Source organism: Streptomyces altiplanensis, assembly GCF_053591575.1.
The window spans coordinates 130,194-152,906 of the sequence record NZ_JBSFUB010000005.1 but is presented as its reverse complement, the minus strand read 5'-3'; the positions used below and the strand labels follow the sequence as shown (position 1 = coordinate 152,906).

Genomic DNA, 22,713 nt, shown 5'->3' with positions numbered 1-22,713 from the left:
GTTACGTTCCTCGACGACCCGGCGCCGCGACGGAGCGGTTCGGCAGTTGAAGGAGTTCAGATGCGACGTGGCATAACGGCCACCGCCCTGGTCGCGACCCTGGCGCTCGCGGCGACGGCTTGTGGTGGCGACAGCGGTGACACCGGTGACAAGAAGGCTTCGGGCGAGCTGTCCGGCACCGTCACCTGGTGGGACACCTCGACCGTCGGCAGTGAGGACAAGGTCTTCAAGAAGCTCGCCGAAGGTTTCGAGAAGAAGCACCCGGGCGTCGACGTCAAGTACGTCAACGTCCCCTTCGGCGAGGCGCAGAACAAGTTCAAGAACGCCGCCTCGTCCGGCTCCGACGCCCCCGACGTGATCCGCTCCGAGGTCGCCTGGACCCCCGAGTTCGCGGACCTGGGCCTGCTGGCCCCGCTGGACGGCACCGCCGCGCTCAAGAACGACAAGGACTTCCTGGCGCAGGCCGCGGCCAGCACCAAGTACGACGGCAAGACGTACGCGGTGCCGCAGGTCATCGACTCGATGGGCCTCTTCTACAACGAGAAGATCTTCAAGGACGCCGGCGTCGAGGTGCCCGAGAGCATCGACGAGCTGAAGACCGTCTCGAAGAAGATCAAGGAGAAGACCGGCAAGACCGGCCTCTACCTGCGCGGCGACGACGCGTACTGGTTCCTGTCCTTCCTCTACGGCGAGGGCGGCGACCTGGTCGACGCCAAGAGCAAGAGCGTCACGGTCGACCAGGAGCCCGGCGTCAAGGCGATGAAGGTCGTCAAGGACCTCGTCGACTCGGGTGCCGCCAAGACGGACGCCACCGACGGCTGGGAGAACATGCAGGCGGCGTTCAAGGACGGCAAGGTCGCCATGATGATCAACGGCCCGTGGGCCGTCGCCGACACCTTCGCCGGCAAGGAGTTCAAGGACAAGGCCAACCTGGGCATCACCACGGTCCCGGCCGGCAGCAAGGGCCAGGGCGCCCCGCAGGGCGGCCACAACCTCGCGGTCTACGCGGGCTCCAAGAACCTGGACGCCTCGTACGCCTTCAGCGAGTACATGACCTCCGCCGAGAGCCAGGCGCTCGTCGCCAAGGAGCTCAGCCTGCTGCCGACCCGCACCTCGGTCTACTCCCAGCCGGACGTCTCCGGCAACCAGATCGTCGGCTTCTTCAAGCCCGTGGTCGACAAGGCCGTCGAGCGCCCCTGGATCCCCGAGACCGGCAGCCTCTTCGCGCCGCTGGTCACCGAGTACACCAAGGTCCTCACCGGCCAGACCACCCCGGAGAAGGGTGCCAAGGCCACCGGCGACCAGTACCGCAAGCTCCTCAAGGGCTGGAAGTAACAGAAAGGCAGGCCGACTGATGGCTGTCCACACCAGCCAGTCGGTGGCGAAGGCCGCGGGCGACGACGTCGCCCGCGGCCCCAGCCGCGGTGCTGGCACACCTCCGGGCAAGCTCCGGCGGTCGCTCTCCACCCACTGGTACGCCTGGACCATGGTCGCCCCCGTGGTGATCGTGATCGGCGTGATCATCGGGTATCCGCTGGTCCGCGGCATCTACCTGTCGCTGACCGACGCCAACGAGCGCAACGTCGAGCGCAGCATCGGCGTCAACCACCTCCCCGCCACGTACGAGTTCGTGGGGCTGGACAACTACGCCGACGCGCTCACCGGCTCCCAGTTCCTCGACACCCTCGGCTGGACGCTGGTGTGGACGGTCTCCTGCGTCAGCATCACGTTCCTGCTGGGCCTGGGGCTCGCGAACATCCTCAACCGCAGGATCGCCGGCCGGTCCGTCTACCGGATGATGCTGATCCTGCCGTGGGCCATCCCCGGCTTCGTCTCGGTCTTCGCCTGGCGCTTCCTCTACAACGAGGACCGCGGCTTCCTGAACCGGCTCCTGGCCGGCGGCGGCATCGAAGCGGTGCCGTGGCTCAACGACCCGACGATGGCGAAGATCTCGGTCATCGCCGTCAACGTCTGGCTCGGCGTGCCGTTCATGATGGTCGCCCTCCTCGGCGGCCTCCAGTCCATCGACAGCGCCCAGTACGAAGCCGCCGAGATGGACGGCGCCAGCGCCTGGCAGCGCTTCCGGCACATCACCCTGCCGGGACTGCGCCCCGTCAGCTCCACCGTGATCCTGCTGTCCACGATCTGGACCTTCAACATGTTCCCGGTGATCTTCCTGCTCACCCGCGGCGGGCCCGGCGACGCCACCCAGATCCTGGTCACCCAGGCGTACAAGTTCTCCTTCGAGATCAGTCCCCGCGACTACGCGCAGTCCTCCACCTGGGGCGTACTGATCCTGATCCTCCTGATGCTCTTCGCCGCGGTCTACCGGCGAGTGCTCCGCAAGCAGGGAGATGTCTGGTGACCACTGCCTCCAACGCCCCCGCCCCGGCCTCCGCGAACGTCCCGGTGAACGCCCCGCTCCGCGGCCGGCGCTCCCCGCTGGCCTCGGCCGGTCTGCACGTCACGCTCGTCGTGGCGTCGGTGATCGCCGTGTTCCCCGTGCTGTGGGTCCTGCTGACCTCGCTCAAGCCGGCGGCGTACGCGACGTCCACCGACTTCTTCAAGGACACGACGTTCGAGAACTACACCAACCTGCTGCGTGACACCCCGTTCCTCACCTGGTTCGGGAACTCGCTGCTCGTCGCGGGCCTGTCCACGGTCCTCGGCGTCTTCGTCGCCGCCACGACCGGCTACGCCGTGAGCCGCTTCCGGTTCCCCGGCAAGCGCGGCCTGATGTGGACCCTGCTGATCACCCAGATGTTCCCGGTCGCGGTCCTGATCGTGCCGATCTACAACATCATGTCGAGCATGGGCCTGCTCAACCAGCCGGCCGGTCTGGTGATCACCTACCTCACCATCTCCGTGCCGTTCTGCGCCTGGATGATGAAGGGCTTCTTCGACACCATCCCGCGCGAGATCGACGAGTCGGGCCAGGTCGACGGCCTCACCCCGTTCGGCACCTTCTGGCGGCTGATCCTGCCGCTCGCCAAGCCGGGCATCGCGGTGACCGCGTTCTACTCCTTCGTCACCGCCTGGGGCGAAGTGGCGTACGCCTCCGCCTTCATGGTCGGCGACGAGAACATGACCCTCGCGGGCGGCCTCCAGAAGTTCGTCAACCAGTACGGCGCCCAGTGGGGCCCGATGGCCGCCGCCTCCGTGCTCATCGCCATCCCGGCGGCGCTCGTCTTCCTCTTCGCCCAGCGCCACCTGGTGACCGGCGTGTCCGCCGGAGCCGTCAAGGGCTGACCGCCCTTTCCCCTTTTTCCGTACACCGGCGGCGCCGGGCCCGCACCGAGGACCCGGCGCCGCTCCCGCCCCCATGACTTCCAGGGACGACATGACCCAGCACCTCGCTGCTCCCACCGCCCCCGCCCGCGGCAACCGCACCGGCTGGTGGCGTGACGCGGTGATCTACCAGGTCTATCCGCGCAGCTTCGCCGACGGCAACGGCGACGGCATGGGCGATCTCGAAGGGGTACGCGGCCGCCTCCCGTACCTCAAGGAGCTCGGCGTCGACGCCGTCTGGCTCAGCCCCTTCTACGCGTCGCCGCAGGCCGACGCCGGCTACGACGTCGCCGACTACCGGGCCATCGACCCGATGTTCGGCACCCTCCTCGACGCCGACGCCCTGATACGCGACGCCCACGCCCTGGGCCTGCGCATCATCGTCGACCTGGTGCCCAACCACTCCTCCGACCAGCACGAGTGGTTCAAGCGCGCGCTGAAGGAGGGCCCCGGCTCGCCGCTGCGCGACCGCTACCACTTCCGCCCGGGCAAGGGCGCGAGCGGTGAACTGCCGCCCAACGACTGGGAGTCCATCTTCGGCGGCCCCGCCTGGACCCGTACGACGGACCCGGACGGCACGCCCGGCGACTGGTACCTGCACCTCTTCGCGCCCGAGCAGCCCGACTTCAACTGGGAGCACCCGGCCGTCGCCGACGAGTTCCGCTCCATCCTCCGCTTCTGGCTCGACATGGGCGTCGACGGCTTCCGCATCGACGTGGCGCACGGCCTGGTCAAGGCGGACGGCCTTCCGGACCTCGGCAGCCACGACCAGCTCAAGCTCCTCGGCAACGACGTCATGCCCTTCTTCGACCAGGACGGCGTCCACGAGATCTACCGTTCCTGGCGGCAGATCCTCGACGAGTACCCGGGCGAGCGCATCGGCGTCGCCGAGGCGTGGACGCCGACCGTGGAGCGCACGGCCAACTACGTGCGCCCCGACGAGCTGCACCAGGCGTTCAACTTCCAGTACCTGGGCACCGGATGGGACGCGGCCGCGCTGCGCGAGGTCATCGACGTCTCGCTCGCCGCGATGCGCCCGGTCGACGCGCCCGCCACCTGGGTGCTGTCCAACCACGACGTGACCCGGCACGCGACCCGGTTCGCCAACCCGCCGGGCCTCGGCACGCAGATCCGTACCCCCGGCGACCGCGAGCTGGGCCTGCGCCGCGCCCGCGCGGCGACGCTGCTGATGCTGGCGCTGCCCGGATCGGCGTACATCTACCAGGGCGAGGAGCTCGGGCTGCCCGACGTCACCGACCTGCCCGACGAGGCCCGCCAGGACCCGTCGTTCTTCCGCGCGGAGGGCCAGGACGGCTTCCGCGACGGGTGCCGCGTGCCGATTCCGTGGACGGCCGGGGGGCCTTCCCACGGTTTCGGTACGGGCGGCAGCTGGCTGCCGCAGCCGGCGGGCTGGGGCGAGCTGAGCGTCGAGACGCAGACCGGAGACCCGGCGTCGACCCTGGAGCTGTACCGCTCGGCGCTGGCCGTACGCCGCGAGCACCCCGGCCTGGGCGCCGGCACGGACGTGGCGTGGCTGGACGCGCCCGAGGGCGTGATCGCCTTCGCGCGCGAGGGGTTCGTCTGCACGGTCAACACGACGGGCGCGGCGGTACGCATCCCCGCACCCGGCCGCGCGCTGCTCGCCAGCGGCGAAGTGACCCTGCGCGAGGGTGATGTCGACCTGCCGGCGGACACCACGGTGTGGTGGACGGTGTGACCGTGCCCGCGCCGCCCCGGCTGGCGCACATAGCGGAGCACGCCCGGGTCAGCGAGGCCACCGTGAGCCGGGTCCTGAACGGCAAGCCGGGCGTCGCGGACACCACGCGCCAGCGGGTGCTCGCGGCGCTCGACGTCCTCGGGTACGAGCGGCCGATGCGGCTGCGGCAGCGCAGCGCGGGCCTGATCGGACTGGTGACGCCCGAGCTGACCAACCCGATCTTCCCGGCGTTCGCCCAGGTCATCGAGCAGGTGCTGGCGGGGCACGGCTACACGCCGGTGCTGTGCACCCAGCTGCCGGGCGGGGCGACGGAGGACGAGCTCGTCGAGCAGCTGGTGGACCGGGGGGTCGGCGGCATCGTCTTCCTGTCCGGGCTGCACGCCGACCTGTCGGCCGACCCCGCGCGGTACGGCCGGCTGGCCGAGCGCGGGGTCCCGTACGTCCTGGTCAACGGCTACAACGAGGCGATCAGCGCGCCCTTCGTGTCCCCGGACGACCACGCCGCGATGCGGATGGCCGTCGGCCACCTCGCCGAGCTGGGCCACGAACGGATCGGCCTCGCGGTCGGCCCGCGGCGGTACGTCCCTTCGCGCCGCAAGCGGGAGGGCTTCGTCGACGCGCTCGCCGGCCTGCTGCGGACACCGCGCGGCGAAGCCGAATCCCTGGTCCAGCACACGCTGTTCAGCGTCGAGGGCGGCCGGGCGGCGGCGGGCGCGCTGCTCGACGAGGGGTGTACGGGCATCGTCTGCGGCAGCGACATGATGGCGCTGGGCGTGGTGCGGGCGGCGCGCGAGCGCGGGCTCGAAGTGCCGGACGGCCTCTCGGTGGTGGGCTTCGACGACTCGCAGCTGATCGCCTTCACCGATCCGCCGCTGACCACGGTCCGCCAGCCGGTGCAGGCGATGGCGACGGCGGCGGTCGGGGCGCTGCTGGAGGAGCTGGGCGGCAGCCCGGTCCAGCGCACGGAGTACGTGTTCCAGCCGGAACTGGTGGTGCGGGGCTCCACGGCGCAGAAGCGCGCGTAGCGGAACGCGCCGCCGAGGGGCGGGGCGGCAGGGGAACCCCGGGCCTGCCCAGGCAGGGCCGCGGGGATTCGACGGCCCGGGGAGTCCCCTGTCGTACCCGACCCGGCCGGTCGGGCGCGTGAGGCCCGGACCTGCCGGGCCCCCGGCCGGCCGGGCCGGAGTCGAGGAGAACGTAGCAGTTCCGCAATGACTTGCGAAAGAGCTTGCAAGAAGAAATTCGGCAGGTTTCCCGCAGGTGAGCGGAGTGTGTCACAAGGGTTGACCGCGCTGGTGAGGGCTCGTACGGTCTGCCCCGCAGCAGGTTTTCAACTATTGCTGCAAGAACATTCAAGCCTTGAGGGCAAGGCGCGTTGCCGCGCGAGGCTGCACCGTCGCACCCGCACCTCCCCCCATGCAGGAGGAACACATGGCCCGCAGACCTTTCTCTGCCGCCCTCGCCCTCGCGGCCGGCGCGGGAGTCCTGGTGGCCCCCACGGGCGCCGCGCAGGCCGCCCCGCCCGGCACCAAGGACGTCACCGCCGTCCTCTTCGAGTGGAAGTTCGACTCGGTCGCCAAGGAGTGCACGCGGACCCTCGGACCGGCCGGTTACGGCTTCGTCCAGGTATCCCCGCCGCAGGAGCACATCCAGGGCGGCCAGTGGTGGACCTCGTACCAGCCCGTCAGCTACAAGATCGCCGGAAGGCTCGGCGACCGCACCGCGTTCGCGAACATGGTCAGCGCCTGCCACGGGGCGGGCGTGAAGGTCATCGCCGACAGCGTCATCAACCACATGGCGGCCGGCAACGGCACCGGCACCGGCGGCTCGGCGTACGAGAAGTACACCTACCCCGGCACCTACTCGGGTTCGGACATGGACGACTGCCGCTCCCAGATCAACAACTACCGGGACCGGGGCAACGTACAGAACTGCGAGCTGGTCGGGCTCGCCGACCTGGACACGGGTGAGAACTACGTGCGCGGCCGGATCGCGGCGTACCTGAACGACCTGCTCTCCCTGGGCGTCGACGGCTTCCGGATCGACGCGGCCAAGCACATGCCGGCCGCGGACCTCGCCGACATCAAGTCCCGGCTGAACAACCCGGGCGTGTACTGGAAGCACGAAGCCATCCACGGCGCGGGCGAGGCGGTCTCGCCGGACGAGTACCTGGGCTCGGGCGACGTGCAGGAGTTCCGGTACGGCCGGGGCCTCAAGCAGGTCTTCACCAACGAGAACCTCGCGAACCTCAAGAACTACGGCGAGGGCTGGGGCTTCATGGAGAGCGGCAGGTCCGCCGTCTTCGTGGACAACCACGACACCGAGCGCGGCGGCGACACCCTCAGCTACAAGAACGGCGCCACCTACACCCTCGCCAGCGTCTTCATGCTGGCCTGGCCGTACGGCTCCCCGGACGTCCACTCCGGCTACGAGTTCTCCAGCCACGACGCGGGGCCGCCCGGCGGCGGAACGGTCAACGCCTGTTACAGCGACGGGTGGAAGTGCCAGCACGACTGGACCGAGATCAAGAGCATGGTCGGCTTCCGGAACGCGGCGCGCGGTCAGGGCGTCACGAACTGGTGGGACAACGGCGGCGACCAGATCGCCTTCGGCCGCGGTGACAAGGCGTACGTCGCCATCAACCACGAAGGCTCCTCGCTGACCCGCACCTTCCAGACCTCGCTCGCGGCCGGCACCTACTGCAACGTCCAGAACAACACCGCCGTGACGGTCAACAGCTCCGGCCAGTTCACGGCCACCCTCGGCGCGAACACCGCCGTCGCCCTGCACGTGAACGCCAAGACCTGCGCCGGCGGCACCGGCCCGGCGCCGGTCACCGCCGGCGCCTCCTTCAACGTCGACGCCACCACCACGGCGGGCCAGAACATCTACGTCACCGGCGACCAGTCCGCACTCGGCAACTGGAACACCGCCGCCGCGATCAAGCTGGACCCGGCGAGCTACCCGGTGTGGAAGCTCGACGTCTCCATGCCCGCCGGCACGTCCTTCGCGTACAAGTACATCCGCAAGGACGCCTCCGGCAACGTCACCTGGGAGAGCGGCGCCAACCGTACGGCGACCGTCCCCGCGGGCGGCAGGGTCACGCTGAACGACACCTGGCGCGGCTGACCCGTCCGTCCGTCTCCCGTACGTCCCCGCACCTTCCGAGGAGTTCTCGCTGTGATACGCCCGCCCCTGCGAAGAGCGGCCGTCGGCGTCGTGAGTGTGGCGCTGTGCGCCGCGCTCGCGCCCGCCGTACCGGCGGCCGCGGCCGCGAAGCCGCCCGCCCCGCCGTCGGACAAGGCCCTGGCCGCCGAGCCCGCGCGGCACGACCTGACCCGGGAGCAGTTCTACTTCGTACTGCCCGACCGGTTCGCGAACGGCGACACGGCCAACGACAGGGGCGGGCTCACCGGCTCACGCCTCGAAACGGGCTTCGACCCCACCGACAAGGGCTTCTACCAGGGCGGTGACCTCAAGGGCCTGACGCGGAAGCTCGACTACATCAAGGGCCTCGGCACCACCTCCATCTGGATGGCGCCGATCTTCAAGAACAAGCCCGTCCAGGGCACCGGCAAGGACGCCTCCGCCGGCTACCACGGCTACTGGATCACCGACTTCACCCAGGTCGACCCGCACTTCGGCACCAACGCCGACCTGGAGAAGCTGATCGACAAGGCCCACGCCAAGGGCATGAAGGTCTTCTTCGACGTCATCACCAACCACACCGCCGACACCGTCGACTACGCCGAGAAGAAGTACGGCTACCGCTCCAAGGGCGCGTACCCCTACCTCGACAGGAACGGCCGCCCCTTCGACGACCGTGCGGGCGTCCCGGACGTCGACGAGGACGCGTACCCCTACACGCCGAAGACGCGCACGGACGGGAAGAAGGTCCCGGCCTGGCTCAATGACCCGACGATGTACCACAACCGGGGCGACTCGACCTTCGCGGGCGAGAGTTCCGAGTACGGCGACTTCTCCGGCCTCGACGACCTGTGGACCGAGCGCCCCGAGGTCGTCGACGGCATGGCGAGGATCTACCAGAAGTGGGTCCGCGACTTCGACATCGACGGCTTCCGCATCGACACCGTCAAACACGTCGACCTGGACTTCTGGACGCAGTGGGCCACCGCCCTCGACGCGTACGCGAAGAAGCGGGGCCGCGACGACTTCTTCATGTTCGGCGAGGTCTACTCCGCCGACACCGCGGTCACCTCGTCCTACGTGACGCGCGGCCGCCTCGACTCGACCCTCGACTTCCCGCTCCAGGACGCCACCCGCGCGTACGCCTCCCAGGGCGCGGCGGCCGGCAGGCTGGCCAAGGTCTTCGCCGAGGACTACCGCTACACCACCGACAAGGCCAACGCCTACGAGCAGGTCTCCTTCACCGGCAACCACGACATGGGCCGCCTCGGCACGTTCCTCAGGCAGGACAACCCGAAGGCCGACGACGCCGAGCTGCTGGGGCGCGCCCGCCTCGCCAACGAGCTGATGTTCCTCTCGCGCGGCAACCCCGTCGTCTACTACGGCGACGAGCAGGGCTTCACCGGCGCGGGCGGTGACAAGGACGCCCGCCAGCCCCTCTTCGGGTCGAAGACCGCCGACTACCTCGACGACGACCAGCTCGGCACGGACCGCACGCACGCCTCCGACGCGTACGACACCACGCACCCCCTCTACCGGTCGATCGCCGCACTGTCGAAGCTGACGAAGGACCACCCCGCGCTGCGCGACGGCGTACAGCAGGAACTGCACGCGCAGGGACCGGTCTACGCCTTCTCCCGCACGGACGCCAAGCGCGGGACCGAGTACGTCGTCGCCACCAACAACGGCGCCGGACCGAGGACCGTCGAGCTGACGACCGGCTCCGCGCACACGGACTTCCGCGCCCTGTACGGCACTTCGGAGACGGTACGCAGTGACGCCGGCCGCAAGGTGAAGGTCTCCGTGCCCGCGCTGTCGTCCGTCGTGCTCCGGGCGGCCGAGCCCCTCCCCGCCCCGGCGGCCGGGCCGTCCCTCACCCTCGAGGCACCGGCGGCCGGTGCCACCGGAACCGTCGAGATCGGCGCGGACGTCGACGGCGGGCAGCTCAACCGTGTCGTCTTCGCCGCCCAGACGGGCAACGGCAAGTGGCGCACGCTCGGCTCCGCCGACCACGCCCCGTACAAGGTCACCCAGTACCTGGGCGACGACGTGAAGGCCGGAACCACCCTGCGCTACAAGGCCGTCGTGGTGGACAGCGCCGGACGCACCGCGAGCGCCCTCGCCTCCACGACGGCGGGCCGGGCCCCCGCGCCGGACAGGCCGGCGGCCGTCGAGCGCGACCACGCCGTCGTCCACTACAAGCGCCCCGACGGCGACTACGACGGCTGGCAGCTGAAGTCCGGCGACAAGGCCGCCGCCTTCACCGGGCGCGACGCGTACGGCGCCTTCGCGTGGATCAAGCTCGCCGAGGGAGCCTCGTCGCTCCCGTACACCGTCGAGAAGGACGGCACGGCGGACGGCCCGCAGCGCACCGTCGACCTCGGCAGGACCGGCGAGGTATGGATCGAGCAGGGCGGGGACGGCCAGGCCGTCAAGGCCCCCGAGGGCGCCTACCCGCCCCAGGACAAGACGAAGGCCGTACTCCACTACCAGCGCGCCGACGGGGACTACGACGGCTGGGGCCTGCACACCTGGACCGGGGCCAAGGAGCCCACCGACTGGTCCAAGCCGCTGATGCCGGTGAAGAAGGACGCGTACGGCGTGACCTTCGAGGTCCCGCTCGCCTCCGGCACCACGTCCCTCAGCTACATCCTCCACAAGGGAGACGAGAAGGACCTCCCCACCGACCAGTCCCTCGACCTGGCCACCTACGGCCACGAGGTGTGGATGCTGGCCGGGCAGCCCGCGTACCTGCTGCCGCAGGCCGCCGGGGCGGCCTCGCTCGACCTGGCCAAGGCCGAGGCCCAGTGGATCGGCAAGGACACGGTCGTCTGGAAGGTCAAGGCCACCGACGCCACCAGCCAGCAGCTCGTGTACGCCCGTGACGGCGGCATCTCCGTCGTCGACGGGGCGCTCTCCGACGAGGGCCGCTGGCTGCGCCTCTCCCCCTCCGCCCTGACCGACGCGCAGAAGGCGAAGTACCCGCACCTCAAGGACCACCCCGCCTTCACCGTCGACCCGCGCGACCGGGACCGCGTCCGCGAGGCCCTGCGCGGCCAGGTCGTCGCCACCCAGCGGGCCGCCAACGGCGCCCTGCTCGCCGCCACCGGCGTACAGCTGCCCGGCGTACTGGACGACACCTACAGCGCCGGGGCCGCCAAGGCGTCCCTCGGCCCCGTCTTCCGCAAGGGCCGCCCCGTCCTCTCCCTCTGGGCCCCCACCGCCCAGCACGTCGCCCTCGAACTCGACGGCAGGACCGTCCCGATGCGGCGCGACGACCGCAGCGGCGTCTGGTCCGTCACCGGCGCCGGGTCCTGGGCGGGCAAGCCGTACCGGTACGTCGTGAAGGTCTGGGCGCCCAGCGTCCAGAAGGTGGTCACCAACAAGGTCACCGACCCGTACTCGACCGCGCTCACCGCCGACTCCGCCCGCAGCCTCGTCGTCGACCTCACCGACCCGAAGCTCGCCCCCAAGGGCTGGTCGACGCTCAAGAAGCCGGCCGCCACCCCGCTGCGCGACGCGCAGATCCAGGAGCTGCACGTCAGGGACTTCTCCGTCGCCGACCGCACCGCGAAGCACCCGGGGGAGTACCTGGCCTTCACCGACCGCGGCTCGAAGGGCATGAAGCACCTCGGCAAGCTGGCGAAGGCCGGCACGTCGTACGTCCACCTCCTCCCGGTCTTCGACATCGGCACCATTCCCGAGAAGAAGACCGGCCAGCAGCGCCCCGCCTGCGACCTGGCCGTGTACGCGCCCGACTCCGACGAGCAGCAGGCGTGCGTGGCGAAGGCGGCGGCGAAGGACGCGTACAACTGGGGCTACGACCCGCTGCACTACACCGTCCCCGAGGGCTCGTACGCCAGTGATCCCGACGGCACGCGGCGCACGGTGGAGTTCCGGCAGATGGTCAAGGGCCTGAACGACTCCGGCCTGCGCACGGTCATGGACGTCGTCTACAACCACACCGTCGCGTCCGGCCAGGCCGAGAAGTCCGTACTCGACAAGATCGTCCCCGGCTACTACCAGCGGCTGATGGCCGACGGCAGCGTGGCCACCTCCACCTGCTGCGCGAACACCGCGCCCGAGAACGCCATGATGGGCAAGCTCGTCGTGGACTCCGTCGTCACCTGGGCCCGCGACTACAAGGTCGACGGCTTCCGCTTCGACCTCATGGGCCACCACCCGAAGGCGAACATCCTGGCCGTGCGCAAGGCGCTCGACGAGCTGACGCCCGCCCGCGACGGCGTCGACGGCAAGAAGATCGTCCTGTACGGCGAGGGCTGGAACTTCGGCGAGATCGCCGACGACGCCCGCTTCGAGCAGGCCACCCAGAAGAACATGGCCGGCACGGGCATCGCGACCTTCTCCGACCGCGCGCGCGACGCGGTGCGCGGCGGCGGGCCCTTCGACGAGGACCCGGGCGTGCAGGGCTTCGCGTCCGGCCTCTACACCGACCCCAACTCCTCGGCCGCGAACGGCACCGAGGCCGAGCAGAAGGCCCGCCTCCTCCACTACCAGGACCTGATCAAGGTGGGCCTGACCGGCAACCTGGCGTCGTACACCTTCACCGACACGGCCGGCCGTACGGTCAAGGGCTCCGAGGTCGACTACAACGGCGCGCCCGCCGGGTACGCCGCGGCCCCCGGCGACGCCCTCGCCTACGCCGACGCCCACGACAACGAGACCCTCTACGACGCGCTGGCCTTCAAGCTGCCGCGCGCCACCCCGGCCGCCGACCGGGCGCGCATGCAGGTCCTGGCCATGGCCACGGCCGCGCTCTCGCAGGGCCCGGCCCTGTCCCAGGCGGGCACGGACCTCCTCCGCTCCAAGTCGCTCGACCGCAATTCCTACGACAGCGGTGACTGGTTCAACGCGATCCACTGGGACTGCGGGGACGGCAACGGCTTCGGGCGCGGCCTGCCGCCGGCGGCCGACAACAAGAGCAAGTGGTCCTTCTCCAAGCCCCTGCTGACCGCCCCGTCGCTGACCCCGGGCTGCCGGGACACCGAGGGCGCCTCGGCGGCGTACGGGGACCTGCTGAAGATCCGTACGACGGAGAAGACCTTCAGCCTCGCCTCGGCGGACCAGGTGCAGGAGGCGGTCTCCTTCCCCCTCTCCGGCAAGGAGGAGACGCCCGGCGTCATCACCATGCGCGTCGGCGGCCTGATGGTGGTCTTCAACGCGACCCCGTCCGCGCAGCGGCAGAAGGTCGCCGGCCTCGGCGACGCGGCGTACGCCCTGCACCCGGTCCAGGCGGCGGGCGCGGACGCGACGGTCAAGAAGGCGGCGTACGAGAGGAGCACCGGCACCTTCACCGTTCCCGCCCGCACGGTCGCCGTCTTCACCCGGGGCTGACACACAGGGCTGACACACAGGGCTGACACACGGGGCGGGCCCCGGGTCCCGGACACCCTCCGGAACCCGGGGCCCGCCCCCGTACGGACTTCCGCCCCGCGGCCCCGCCTTGGCCGGCTGCCCGCCGACCACCCGGTACCCCGCCCCCTCGTAGTACGTCCGCAGCCGCGGATTCGACGTCAGGCAGTCCAGCCGCGCCAGTTCCCGCCCCGCCTCCGCGATCCGCCGCTCCGCCCGCGCCAGCAGGAGCCGCCCGAGGCCGGCCGGCGCGGCCGTGCGGCCGGTCATCAGCCGGTGCACGTACCCGGCGACCGGCGGCTGCGGACCCCACGCCGGCTCGTCGTCCCACCACAGCTCGTACGCCCCGACGGCCACGCCTCCCGCCGTCCCGGCCAGCCACACCTCGCCCTCCCTCATCCGCAGCCGGAAGTGCTCCTCGCCCTTCCCGCCCGGCTGCCACTGCGCGATCCCGCGGCTCCGCATCCAGCGGGCGGCCCCGTCGTGGAGGGATACCAGGCCGGCCGCGTCTTCCTCGTCCGCGATGCGGAACGTCACTTGTGCCGTCGTGCGATCACCGTAAAGGTGACGGGACAGCCCCCCGACCTGGAGTGTGCTCATGCCGCAGATCACCGTCGACTACTCCGAGCCGCTGGCGGACTCCTTCGACCGCCGGGGCTTCGCCCTGGCCCTGCATCCCCTGGTCGCCGACACCGTCGGCACCCGGCCCGACGCCTGCAAGACGCGGTTCCGCCGCGCCGACGACACCGTGGTGGGCGGCGCGGACACCGGCCACACCCTCGTGCACATCGGCATCGCCCTGCTGCCGGGCCGCACCCCGCGGGTGAAGGAGGAACTCACGGCCGCCGTACTGGAACTGGCCGCCCAGTACGTCAAGCCGGCCGACGGGACGGAGCTGCACCTCTCGGCCGAGGTACGCGACCTGGAAGCGTCGTACCGCAAACGCTGAGTGACCACGGCCTCCGGGGGAATCCGTACCGTATGACTCTCACCGGACAGCAGCTCAACAGGCCCCCGCGCCGCACCGGGCTCCCCTGGTGGGCCAAGGCGACGGGCGTCCTCGCGGTACTGGTGGCACTGCTGCTCGTCGGCAGCAGGCTCAGTCTGCTGCCGGACCTCGACGACGTCTTCGGGGAGGAGACCCACGACCGTTCGGGCCCGGCGCTCCTGAAGTCCGTTCAGGACATGAGCCGCTACGAGGCCGCGTCCGGCAACTTCCAGGTCGTCGTCGACCTGGAGAAGGACGCCAAGTTCCTCCCCGACGCCCTGCGCGGCACCCGCACCCTCTACGTCGGCGCGGGCACCGTCAGCGCGTACGTCGACCTCGGCGAGGTGGGGGAGGGGCAGGTCACCGTGAACGAGGAGCGCACCGCGGCCACCCTGCGGCTGCCGCACGCGCGGCTCGGCAAACCGGCGCTGGACGCGGACCGTTCGTACGCCGTGTCCAAGGAGCGCGGGCTGCTCGACCGGCTCGGGGACTTCTTCTCCGACAACCCGGCCGACGAGCGGGCCGTCAACCGTCTCGCCGCCCGTCACATCGGGGAGGCCGCGAAGGAGAGCGAACTGGCCGCGCGCGCCGAGAAGAACACCACCAGCATGCTCCAGGGCCTGCTGCACTCACTCGGCTTCAAGGACGTCACCGTCCACTACGGCGACGGCGGGCGCTGACCGGGCACGCTCTTCGGCACCGCAGTCAGGGAGTCCAGCCGCGTGAGCAGGTCCCCGAAGGGCCCGTCGGCCGGCTCCAGCGCGAGGATCCGCAGTACGATCCGCGCCATCTCCTCGTCGTACGCCGCGCTCACGGCGGCCAGCGCCGCGAAGTCGTGCACCAGCTGCAACTCCAGCTCGGCGCGCGGGATCTGCCGCCCGTCCAGCCAGATCAGCGCCGTCGACTCGGCGAGCGACACCCACGACCGCACGACCATCGCCAGCCTCGCCGGCGGGTCGGTGACCCCGAGGTGCGCGACGATCTGCTCGTACGCCGCCCGGCGCACCTCGTCGATCATGGCGTTCGTCGTCGACGAACCGGCCGCGGGGCCGCCCCGCATCAGCGCGGAGAACCCGGGCCCGTGGTCGTCGACGAAGTCGAAGAAGCGCCCCATGACCCGCAACAGCCGCGCGCCCAGCGGCCCTTCGCGCGGTTCGGTGAACCGGGCGGCGAGCTCGTCGGCCGCCCGGCGCAGCGCGGCTTCGTACAGGTTCTGCTTGCCGGGGAAGTAGTGGTAGACGAGCGGCCGCGAGATGCCCGCGGCGGCCGCTATCTCGTCGATCGACACGTCGTCGGGCGAGCGACGGCTGAACAGCTCCAGCGCCACGCCGATCAGCTGCTGTCTGCGTTCCTCGACGCCCATTCTTCGGCGCACCCCGGTCGTCATACGAGCAGCGTAACCGCCGTGGCCTGCCGGAAATCCCGGGACCGGGCCGGGACCGGGCCGGGGCCGGTCCCGGCCTAGCGCAGTGCCCCCACCCGGGCGCCGCTCTCCACCTGCCCGTCCAGGTCCGCCTGTGCGCCCGCCTTCGCCCGTACGGCGAGGAGGTTGCCCTGCGCGGTGCCCTCCACCCCGCCCGAGGTGGTGACCGAGGTGAACTGCTCGCTGCCGGCCGCGAGGACGTACCAGTTGCCGCCCCGCGACTTCCACAGCACACCCGCCAGCACCTGCGGGTCACGCTCCCCGCACGCGGGCGAGTGCTCGGCGCGCGCGACGATCGCGCCCGGCGCCCCCCTCTTCGCGGACGGCGCCTGGAACTGCGCGAGCACCCTGCTGCCCGTGCCCCGCCACGTCTCCGCGCGGGTGCAGAGCCACTGGGCGGTGCCGTTGCCCTCGGGCAGGGGCTGCTCGGCGTACGCCCACGCGTTCACGCTGCGCACGCCGTGCGCACGCACCGCGGGCAGCAGGCAGGCCGTACGGGCCCAGCGCGCCCGCTCACGCGCGCCCGTCACATCGCGCGGCGCGGACGGCGGGCCCGACGTCAGCCGGGCCGGGGCGAGTTCACCGAGGTCGGTCATCAGCCGGGGGCCCACGTCGTCGCGCAGTTCGAGCGCGTCCCAGGAACGGCAGTCGCGGGCCTGCGCCGGACTTGTGAGCGGGTCCGTCACACCGTCCCGGGTGCGGCCCAGGGGCGCCGGCGTCCCGGCCGGGTCGAGCAGGTCCCGTACGGACGCCTTGCGCACCCAGGGGGCCGTCAGATAGCGGACGTTGCCGTCGGTGCGGCCCACCACCAGGGCGTTCGCCCCGGCCGCGTCCGCGCCGTCCACGCGCGCGAAGTCGAGCGCCGCGCCCGCCGTGCCGCTCTGCGGCTCGGCGTACCGGACGACGCGCAGACCGTCGTACAGCAGCACCACCCTCGCCCGGTCGACGTCGCCCGCGAAGAGCAGCTGCGGCGGCCCCATCGGCGGGCCCACCGGCGTGGCGGGCGTCGCGGAGGTCTGCACGGACGGGCCCGGCCTGGCCCAGACGGCGAGGGCGCGGCGCAGCAGGGCGTTGTCGTCGGTGAGGCCGCCGCGGGCCGGCCAGACGGAGAAGTCGGTACGGGAGGACCGCTTCCACACGGCGGGCCCGACCCGGACCGTCTTCGCCGGGTCGAGGGCCCGCTCGGCAGCCGGGTTGCGGGCGTAGGAGGGCGCGGCCGCACCGTCGGGGCCCCAGCCCTCGCCCGGCAGTCCGAGCAGCGTCCCGCAGACCACGACGGCGGCGGTCGCGGCGAGCGCGGCCTTCGTGTGCTGCCTGCGCCGCATCAGGTCGGTGGGCCTGGCCTGGAGGGAGCACGGGTCGAACTCGGCGGACCTCAGCAGCTCCTCCGCACGCGCGCCGTCCGCAGCCCCGGCCTCCGGCCCGGTCCCCGCCGCGACGCCGTCCGCCTCGGCCAGCGCCGCGTCCGGGTCGGCGGCCCCGGCGGCGGCGAGCGTCTGCGCCACCTCCGCGTCCCGCATGTGCTCCAGGCCGCGCAGTACGTACGCGGCCCGGCCGGGGCCGCTGAGCGCCGAGAGCCGCTGGTCCAGGGCGAGTTCGTCGGCACCGCCGGAGCGCGGGAACAGCCGCAGCCCCCACACCTGCGGCAGCAGCGGCGGCAGCTGCGCCCGCTTGGGCCAGGCCCTGCGGCGCAGCGGCAGCCCGGCCTCCAGGGCCTGGCGCAGCACCCGCTGCCGTACGTACGCGTACCCCGGGTCGGGGCGGGCGCCCTCGCGGCGCGGCAGCGGAAGACCGGACACACCCGGGGTGCGGCTGCGCGGCAGCGAGCGCTGCACGAGCGAATGGGCGGTCAGGACCCGGCGGTTGCGGCCGAGACGCGGCGGCAGCACGAGGTACGCCAGCCGTACGAGCCGCGGATAGTGTTCGACGAGCGCGGCCTCGGCCTGCTCGACGTCGATGGGGTCGGGGGCAGGGGGAGTGATGACATCCTGTGGGCGCACGTTCAGCAAAACGAGCGAATCGTCCGATGGTCACCTCGCCGGCCGACGCACCGGCCCGTGCCCCGCACCGGCCCGTGCCCCGCCCCGGGACTCAGCCCGCGATCAGACGCTCGCGGATGCGCGCGATGCTCTCGCCGGACACGCCGAGCCCTTCCCGTACGTAATTCTCGACCGAGCCGTGGCGCGCGTGCGCCTCGTCGAGCGCCGCCGCCAGGTACTCGGGCACGACCCCGATGACGGCGAGTGCGGTCTCCGGGTCGCCGCCGGCGGCGACGAACCCCTCGACGAGGGGGGCGAAGGTCTGCCGCACGGCCGGGTTGACGGAGAGGTACTCGCGCTCGATCGTGGCGTCGTCCGCGCCGAGGAGGGACAGCACCAGGGTCGCCGCCCAGCCGGTGCGGTCCTTGCCCGCCGTGCAGTGGAACAGCAGCGGTCCCGCGTCGGGTGCGCCGAGTTCGGTGAGGAAGGTGCGGTAGGCGGCGCGGGCCGAGCCGGACGTCACGAAGGCGCGGTAGGTGTCGGCGAACAGCTTCTGGGCCCTGCCGCCGCCGAGGTGCTGCTCGGCGAGGGCCGGGCTGGAGAGGATGTGCTTCAGCTGGGCGGGGGCGGCCCGGGCCGTGCCGGCGGCGGCGAGCCGGTCGGCCAGTACGTCGGCGACGATCAGCCGCGCGCCGTCCGGGACCCGGTCGGGGTGGTCGGCGCGCTCGGCGGCGGAGCGGAAGTCGACGATCGTATGGAGGGAGAGCGCGGCGACGGCGGGGTCGGACGCGGGGTCCATCCGGTCGAGCTGCCCGGAGCGCAGGACGAATCCGGGGCGTACGGAGCGGCCGCCGGGGAGCGGGGTGCCGCCGAGGTCGCGGAGGTTCGCGACGGTGGTGGCGGGGATCTGGGGCATGGGGTGCTCCTGGGGCGTTCGTTCACAGCCACTGCGCGTCCGGACCGAACGCTATCCGACGGCCCCCGGCCGGCCGGGGCGACGGCGGTGCGGGTCGCCCGCACCGCCCCCGCGTCGTCAGGACACGCGCCACCCGCTGAACTCCACCGTCCCCCGCGCCCCGCTCCCCCCGTGCGTCGCGCTCATGAACATTCCCGCGTCCTGAACCCCCGCCGCCCCCGCCACCGGCACCGTCGCGACCGTCCGCCACGTCGCCCCGCCGTCCGTCGAGCACGCCCCCGTGAACGCCCCGCCCGCCCGCGAGAGCCGCAGCAGCACCGGTGCCCTGACGCCGGTGACGCGCTGGTAGGTGTCCACCGTGCCGTCGCCGTTCGTGTCGTACGACAGCACCACACCGTTCGCCGGGGTGACCGCGAGGTTCAGGAAGCCCCGCGACCCCGGTGTGTCCAGGCTGTTGCGGACGGCGATACCGGCGCGCGCCCACGCGCCCGTCACCTCCTGCGCGTCCACCCGCACGGTGATGCCGCCGCCGTCCCGCAGCGCCCCCTGCCGGTACAGCGCGCCGAACTCCGTGGTCGCCTTCCACAGGTCCTGGCCCGCCCCGTCGATCGCGTACCGGTCCGCCAGCTGCCCGAAGGCCGCGCCGTTGTTCGTGTACGTCCGCCAGCCCCCGGCCAACGGCCCGGCGACGTACAGGCTGCCCTCCTGGACGGCGGTGACCCGGGTCTCGCCCTGCGGGCCGTACGCCGTGCTCAGTTCGTACGGCACCGGTTCGAGCGGACGGGTCAGCGGTGTGCCGGGGGCCTTCACGCGCCAGGAGGCGCTTCCCCTGCCCGCCGCCGGGACGGACGCCAGCGACACCGGGCCCTCGGGCTCCGCCTCCGCGCCGCCGGACGCGAAACCGAGCGCGAAGTCGACCCGGCCGGTCGCCCGCAGTCCGTTGACGTTGCGGAAGGCGGCGGTGACCAGCGCCGAGCCGCCGGGCGGGAAGACGGCGGGCTCGGCGGTGACGGTGACCGCGCCCTGGTAGGGCGCGCGGGCGAGCACGTCGTGGACGCGCCGGGCCGTGCGGTACGGATCGTTCGGCGGACGCAGCGGATACGCCTCGCGCTCGCGCGTCCACGGCTCCTCGACGGCGTACCAGTCGAAGGACTTGGGCGCGCGGTCCGCCGCGAGCGCGTCCTCCAGCTCCTCCAGGTACGCCTGCCACTGCGGGAGGTGGAAGTCGCCGATGAGCCCCTGCCAGTCGCGGTTGGCGTAGTTGACGAGGCGGCCGCCGTCCGCGGTGGGCCTCTCGGCCCAGGTGGTGACGAGCACACGCGCGGTGCGCTCCAGCTGCTGCGCTTCGGCGGGCGAGGACGCCAGGCGCTTCGCGTCCTCGATCCACGGCCCGAGCAGGAAAGCGCGGTGCGAGCCCGCCATGTCCTCACTCAGCCGCATCAGCTTGAGCCAGAGGGTGGACAGGGCGCGGAAGGCGGGCAGGTCCTTTCGCGCGTACGCCGCCTTCAGCTGCGGCAGCAGCTGCCAGGAGCGGTTGGCGAGGGCCTGGCGGCCCAGGTCGGTGAGGTCGTAGCGGTACGCGTCGGACCGGCGCAGCGGTTCGCGTACGCCGAGCAGCGCACCGAACGCCTTGTCGAAGTCCGCCGGGTCGAAGGCGGGCGTATGGGTGGCGTAGTGCGTACCGGAGGCGGCGGACAGGCTCGGCCGGGAGGCGAAGACCGAGTCGTGCGGGCGGCCGTCGCGGCTGGTGATGCGGTACGCCGTCTCGCGCAGCGCGGCGAAGGCGGCGCGGGCGTCCGCGTCCCGGCCGCCGTAGCGCAGATCGGCGTACCCCTCGAACCACTCCTTGCGGTCCACCGCCTCCCTCCGCCACGCCAGCTCGGAGAACAGCTCCAGCGCGGCCGGATCGCGCTCGGCGGCCTCCGGCATGTAGGCGGTGCCGACGAGGGCGGAGCCGGGCCGGTCGCGCCAGACGGTGAAGCGCTCGGTCCACAGGTGGGTCTTGGCGCCGATCGTCGTGCGGCCGCCGAAGTTGGGGATGGTGCCGAAGGCGTACGGCGCGCCGCCCCAGTCCTTCTCCCGGTCGGTGACGGTGTCCAGGTCGGAGAGGCCGTCCACGATCAGGAGGTGTCTCCTGTCGAGCGCGTCGAGCAGGTCGCGGCGCGGGTTCGCCTGCCAGCCGAGGATCACCCAGGTGGCGCCGGGGCGGGCGTCCTGGAGGGCCGTCTCGACCGCTCGGGCGGCCTCGGGGACGGGTACGTCGCCCGCCGAGCCGCCCTCGTGGAGGAGGTCCATCTTGAAGTGCCGGACCGGGCCGAAGAGTTCGTGCTGGTGGCGGTAGAAGGAGGCGGCGACCTCGCGGAAGGCGGTGGTGCGCGGGTCGAGCCAGTCGGGGCGGCGCAGGCCCGCCCAGTCGCCCTGCGGGACGGTGCGGGCGCCGGGGTTGCGGGCGGCGAAGCCGTCGGGGACGGTGCCGAAATAGCCGGGGAGGACCGGTTCCATGCCGAGCTCGCGCAGGCGGTCGGCGATGCGGCGGCCCAGACCGGCGCGTTTCGCGACGAGTTCGGGGGAGAGCGGGCCGCCGTACGCGCTCATGTTCTGCAGGAGCCACCACGGCTGGTGGGAGGGCGCGGGCAGCCAGACGCGGGCTTCGGCGTCGGAGTAGCCGAAGTCCTGGAGGAGGCGGTGGTAGACGGCTTCCTGACCGGTCGTGACGAGCACTTCGTTGCAGCCGTGCAGCGCGAGTACGTCGATCATCCGCTCCCAGCGGGGCCAGTCGGCGTACGGCGCGGTGTAGCCGTCGTGGGTGTCGTTGAACGCGAAGCGGTGCGGGACGGTGGCCGACCGCTCCAGGGGCTCGCGGGGCGCGGGAAGCCGCCGGGGGAGGTCGAGCTGGGTACCCGACCAGGAGATGTGTGCCCCGCAGACGTACTTGAGGTACCAGTGGACGCCGGTGAGCAGGGCGGCGGGGCCGGTGCCCGCGACCTCGACGCGGCCGGTGGCGCCGTCGACGCGGAAGCGCTCGGGGCGGCCGTCGTCCGTCGTGAGGGTGCTGAGAAGGAACTGGCCGGCGTGGTCGGGCAGCAGCCGTTCCAGGGCGGCGCGCGCCGGGGCGGCGGGGTCGGGAGCGGTGGCGGCGCCGGGTCTGCCCGCTGCCCTGGCCGGGGGGTGCCCGCCGACCGCGGCTGTGACGCCGATCGCTCCGGCGGTGCCCAGCAGCGTGCGTCGCGACAGACGGTGATCGGGCATCGGGGCGCTCCTCGGTGGGACGACAGGCGCGTACGGAGCGCACGTTAATGACGGTGCGGGAGCGCAGCAATGGGGCATGCGATGTGTTCGTATCCGCCCCACCGTGTGGCCCAACGCGGCACGATGGGCGGATGCGCTACCAAGGCCGACGTACGGCAACTTCCGCATCGACTCCGGTGGTTCTGGCCGCCCTGGCCACGCTGGCCGTGCTCGCCACGGGCTGTGGTCCGGCCGAGGAGGGGAAGCCGGTGCCGGACACGGCGAAGGGCAGCCTCGAACAGCTCGCGGCGAAGGCGGAGTGCGCGCCGGACGTCCGGACGGACGCGGCGGAGCTGCGCCAGGCGAACTGCGAGACCGGCGACGGCCGCTATGTGCTGGCCACCTTCGCGACCGACCGGGGGCAGCGCGAGTGGATCAACGAGGCGAAGGACTACGGCGGTGCGTACCTGGTCGGCAGGAAGTGGGTCGCGGCGGGCGACCGGGAGGTGGTCACAGCGCTGCGCGGCCGGCTCGGGGGGACGGTGGAGACTTCCTCGCACCACTCGGGGGAGAGCGGCGGTGGGGGGAACGAGGAGGAGCACTCCGGTCACCACGGGAGCTGACCGCGCAGGTTCTGGGGGGTGAACTCTTCAG

At 72.2% G+C, this 22,713-nt stretch carries 14 protein-coding genes and 1 pseudogene; 10 read left to right on the top strand and 5 right to left on the bottom strand.

Annotated elements, in window-relative coordinates; translation table 11 throughout:
- Positions 1 to 60 precede the first annotated feature (60 nt).
- The 7 genes from ACWD0Y_RS03930 to pulA all read left to right on the top strand — a co-directional run bounded on the left by ACWD0Y_RS03930 (position 61) and on the right by pulA (position 13,507).
- The gene (locus ACWD0Y_RS03930) at positions 61 to 1,335 is read left to right on the top strand and encodes an extracellular solute-binding protein (RefSeq protein ID WP_450258879.1); all 1,275 of its coding nucleotides are present in this window, start codon (positions 61 to 63) and stop codon (positions 1,333 to 1,335) included.
- Positions 1,336 to 1,354: 19 nt separating this feature from the next.
- Positions 1,355 to 2,365, top strand: coding sequence for a carbohydrate ABC transporter permease (locus ACWD0Y_RS03925; protein WP_450258878.1), 1,011 nt, complete (start codon positions 1,355 to 1,357; stop codon positions 2,363 to 2,365).
- A complete protein-coding gene (locus ACWD0Y_RS03920; protein ID WP_450258877.1) occupies positions 2,362 to 3,249 on the top strand; it encodes a sugar ABC transporter permease in 888 nt (295 codons plus the stop codon). Before ACWD0Y_RS03925 ends, ACWD0Y_RS03920 begins: the two co-directional genes overlap by 4 nt.
- A gap of 91 nt (positions 3,250 to 3,340) precedes the next feature.
- The gene (locus ACWD0Y_RS03915; protein WP_450258899.1) at positions 3,341 to 5,005 is read left to right on the top strand and encodes a glycoside hydrolase family 13 protein; all 1,665 of its coding nucleotides are present in this window, start codon (positions 3,341 to 3,343) and stop codon (positions 5,003 to 5,005) included.
- On the top strand, positions 4,990 to 6,030 hold the full coding sequence (locus tag ACWD0Y_RS03910) for a LacI family DNA-binding transcriptional regulator (protein ID WP_450258876.1): 1,041 nt from the start codon (positions 4,990 to 4,992) through the stop codon (positions 6,028 to 6,030). Before ACWD0Y_RS03915 ends, ACWD0Y_RS03910 begins: the two co-directional genes overlap by 16 nt.
- Positions 6,031 to 6,436: 406 nt before the next feature.
- Positions 6,437 to 8,134: a carbohydrate-binding module family 20 domain-containing protein gene (locus ACWD0Y_RS03905; protein WP_450258875.1), complete on the top strand. Its 1,698-nt coding sequence runs from the start codon at positions 6,437 to 6,439 to the stop codon at positions 8,132 to 8,134.
- Positions 8,135 to 8,185: 51 nt separating this feature from the next.
- Positions 8,186 to 13,507, top strand: coding sequence for a pullulanase-type alpha-1,6-glucosidase (gene pulA, locus ACWD0Y_RS03900; RefSeq protein ID WP_450258874.1), 5,322 nt, complete (start codon positions 8,186 to 8,188; stop codon positions 13,505 to 13,507).
- Positions 13,508 to 13,585: 78 nt separating this feature from the next.
- Here the strand turns inward: pulA and ACWD0Y_RS03895 are convergent.
- Positions 13,586 to 14,125, bottom strand: a pseudogene (locus ACWD0Y_RS03895) (GNAT family N-acetyltransferase); the annotation flags it as partial.
- Between ACWD0Y_RS03895 and ACWD0Y_RS03890 the strand changes: the two are divergent.
- Together ACWD0Y_RS03890 and ACWD0Y_RS03885 are read left to right on the top strand one after the other, a co-directional pair.
- The gene (locus ACWD0Y_RS03890) at positions 14,124 to 14,474 is read left to right on the top strand and encodes a 5-carboxymethyl-2-hydroxymuconate Delta-isomerase (protein ID WP_450258873.1); all 351 of its coding nucleotides are present in this window, start codon (positions 14,124 to 14,126) and stop codon (positions 14,472 to 14,474) included. The pseudogene ACWD0Y_RS03895 and the gene ACWD0Y_RS03890 sit on opposite strands and share 2 nt — an antisense overlap.
- Positions 14,475 to 14,506: 32 nt before the next feature.
- A complete protein-coding gene (locus ACWD0Y_RS03885) occupies positions 14,507 to 15,193 on the top strand; it encodes a DUF4230 domain-containing protein (protein WP_450258872.1) in 687 nt (228 codons plus the stop codon).
- Here ACWD0Y_RS03885 and ACWD0Y_RS03880 read toward each other — a convergent pair.
- The 4 genes from ACWD0Y_RS03880 to ACWD0Y_RS03865 all read right to left on the bottom strand — a co-directional run bounded on the left by ACWD0Y_RS03880 (position 15,172) and on the right by ACWD0Y_RS03865 (position 22,080).
- Positions 15,172 to 15,900: a TetR/AcrR family transcriptional regulator gene (locus ACWD0Y_RS03880; protein WP_450258871.1), complete on the bottom strand. Its 729-nt coding sequence runs from the start codon at positions 15,898 to 15,900 to the stop codon at positions 15,172 to 15,174. The genes ACWD0Y_RS03885 and ACWD0Y_RS03880 overlap by 22 nt on opposite strands.
- Positions 15,901 to 15,974: 74 nt before the next feature.
- On the bottom strand, positions 15,975 to 17,936 hold the full coding sequence (locus ACWD0Y_RS03875; RefSeq protein ID WP_450258870.1) for a hypothetical protein: 1,962 nt from the start codon (positions 17,934 to 17,936) through the stop codon (positions 15,975 to 15,977).
- 91 nt (positions 17,937 to 18,027) lie between these two features.
- A complete protein-coding gene (locus tag ACWD0Y_RS03870; RefSeq protein WP_450258869.1) occupies positions 18,028 to 18,831 on the bottom strand; it encodes a tyrosine-protein phosphatase in 804 nt (267 codons plus the stop codon).
- 117 nt (positions 18,832 to 18,948) lie between these two features.
- The gene (locus ACWD0Y_RS03865) at positions 18,949 to 22,080 is read right to left on the bottom strand and encodes an alpha-N-acetylglucosaminidase (RefSeq protein WP_450258868.1); all 3,132 of its coding nucleotides are present in this window, start codon (positions 22,078 to 22,080) and stop codon (positions 18,949 to 18,951) included.
- Between the two features lie 176 nt (positions 22,081 to 22,256).
- Here ACWD0Y_RS03865 and ACWD0Y_RS03860 point away from each other — a divergent pair, with 176 nt between their 5' ends.
- On the top strand, positions 22,257 to 22,682 hold the full coding sequence (locus ACWD0Y_RS03860) for a hypothetical protein (RefSeq protein WP_450258867.1): 426 nt from the start codon (positions 22,257 to 22,259) through the stop codon (positions 22,680 to 22,682).
- The last annotated feature ends 31 nt before the right edge of the window (positions 22,683 to 22,713 follow it).

Bases quoted from the DNA above. Each gene is read 5' to 3' on its own strand.
- ACWD0Y_RS03865 (WP_450258868.1), bottom strand. From the start codon at position 22,080: ATGCCCGATCACCGTCTGTCGCGACGCACGCTGCTGGGCACCGCCGGA.
- ACWD0Y_RS03905 (WP_450258875.1), top strand. From the start codon at position 6,437: ATGGCCCGCAGACCTTTCTCTGCCGCCCTCGCCCTCGCGGCCGGCGCG.
- ACWD0Y_RS03885 (WP_450258872.1), top strand. From the start codon at position 14,507: ATGACTCTCACCGGACAGCAGCTCAACAGGCCCCCGCGCCGCACCGGG.
- ACWD0Y_RS03870 (WP_450258869.1), bottom strand. From the start codon at position 18,831: ATGCCCCAGATCCCCGCCACCACCGTCGCGAACCTCCGCGACCTCGGC.
- ACWD0Y_RS03890 (WP_450258873.1), top strand. From the start codon at position 14,124: ATGCCGCAGATCACCGTCGACTACTCCGAGCCGCTGGCGGACTCCTTC.
- ACWD0Y_RS03925 (WP_450258878.1), top strand. From the start codon at position 1,355: ATGGCTGTCCACACCAGCCAGTCGGTGGCGAAGGCCGCGGGCGACGAC.
- ACWD0Y_RS03915 (WP_450258899.1), top strand. From the start codon at position 3,341: ATGACCCAGCACCTCGCTGCTCCCACCGCCCCCGCCCGCGGCAACCGC.
- ACWD0Y_RS03880 (WP_450258871.1), bottom strand. From the start codon at position 15,900: ATGACGACCGGGGTGCGCCGAAGAATGGGCGTCGAGGAACGCAGACAG.
- ACWD0Y_RS03930 (WP_450258879.1), top strand. From the start codon at position 61: ATGCGACGTGGCATAACGGCCACCGCCCTGGTCGCGACCCTGGCGCTC.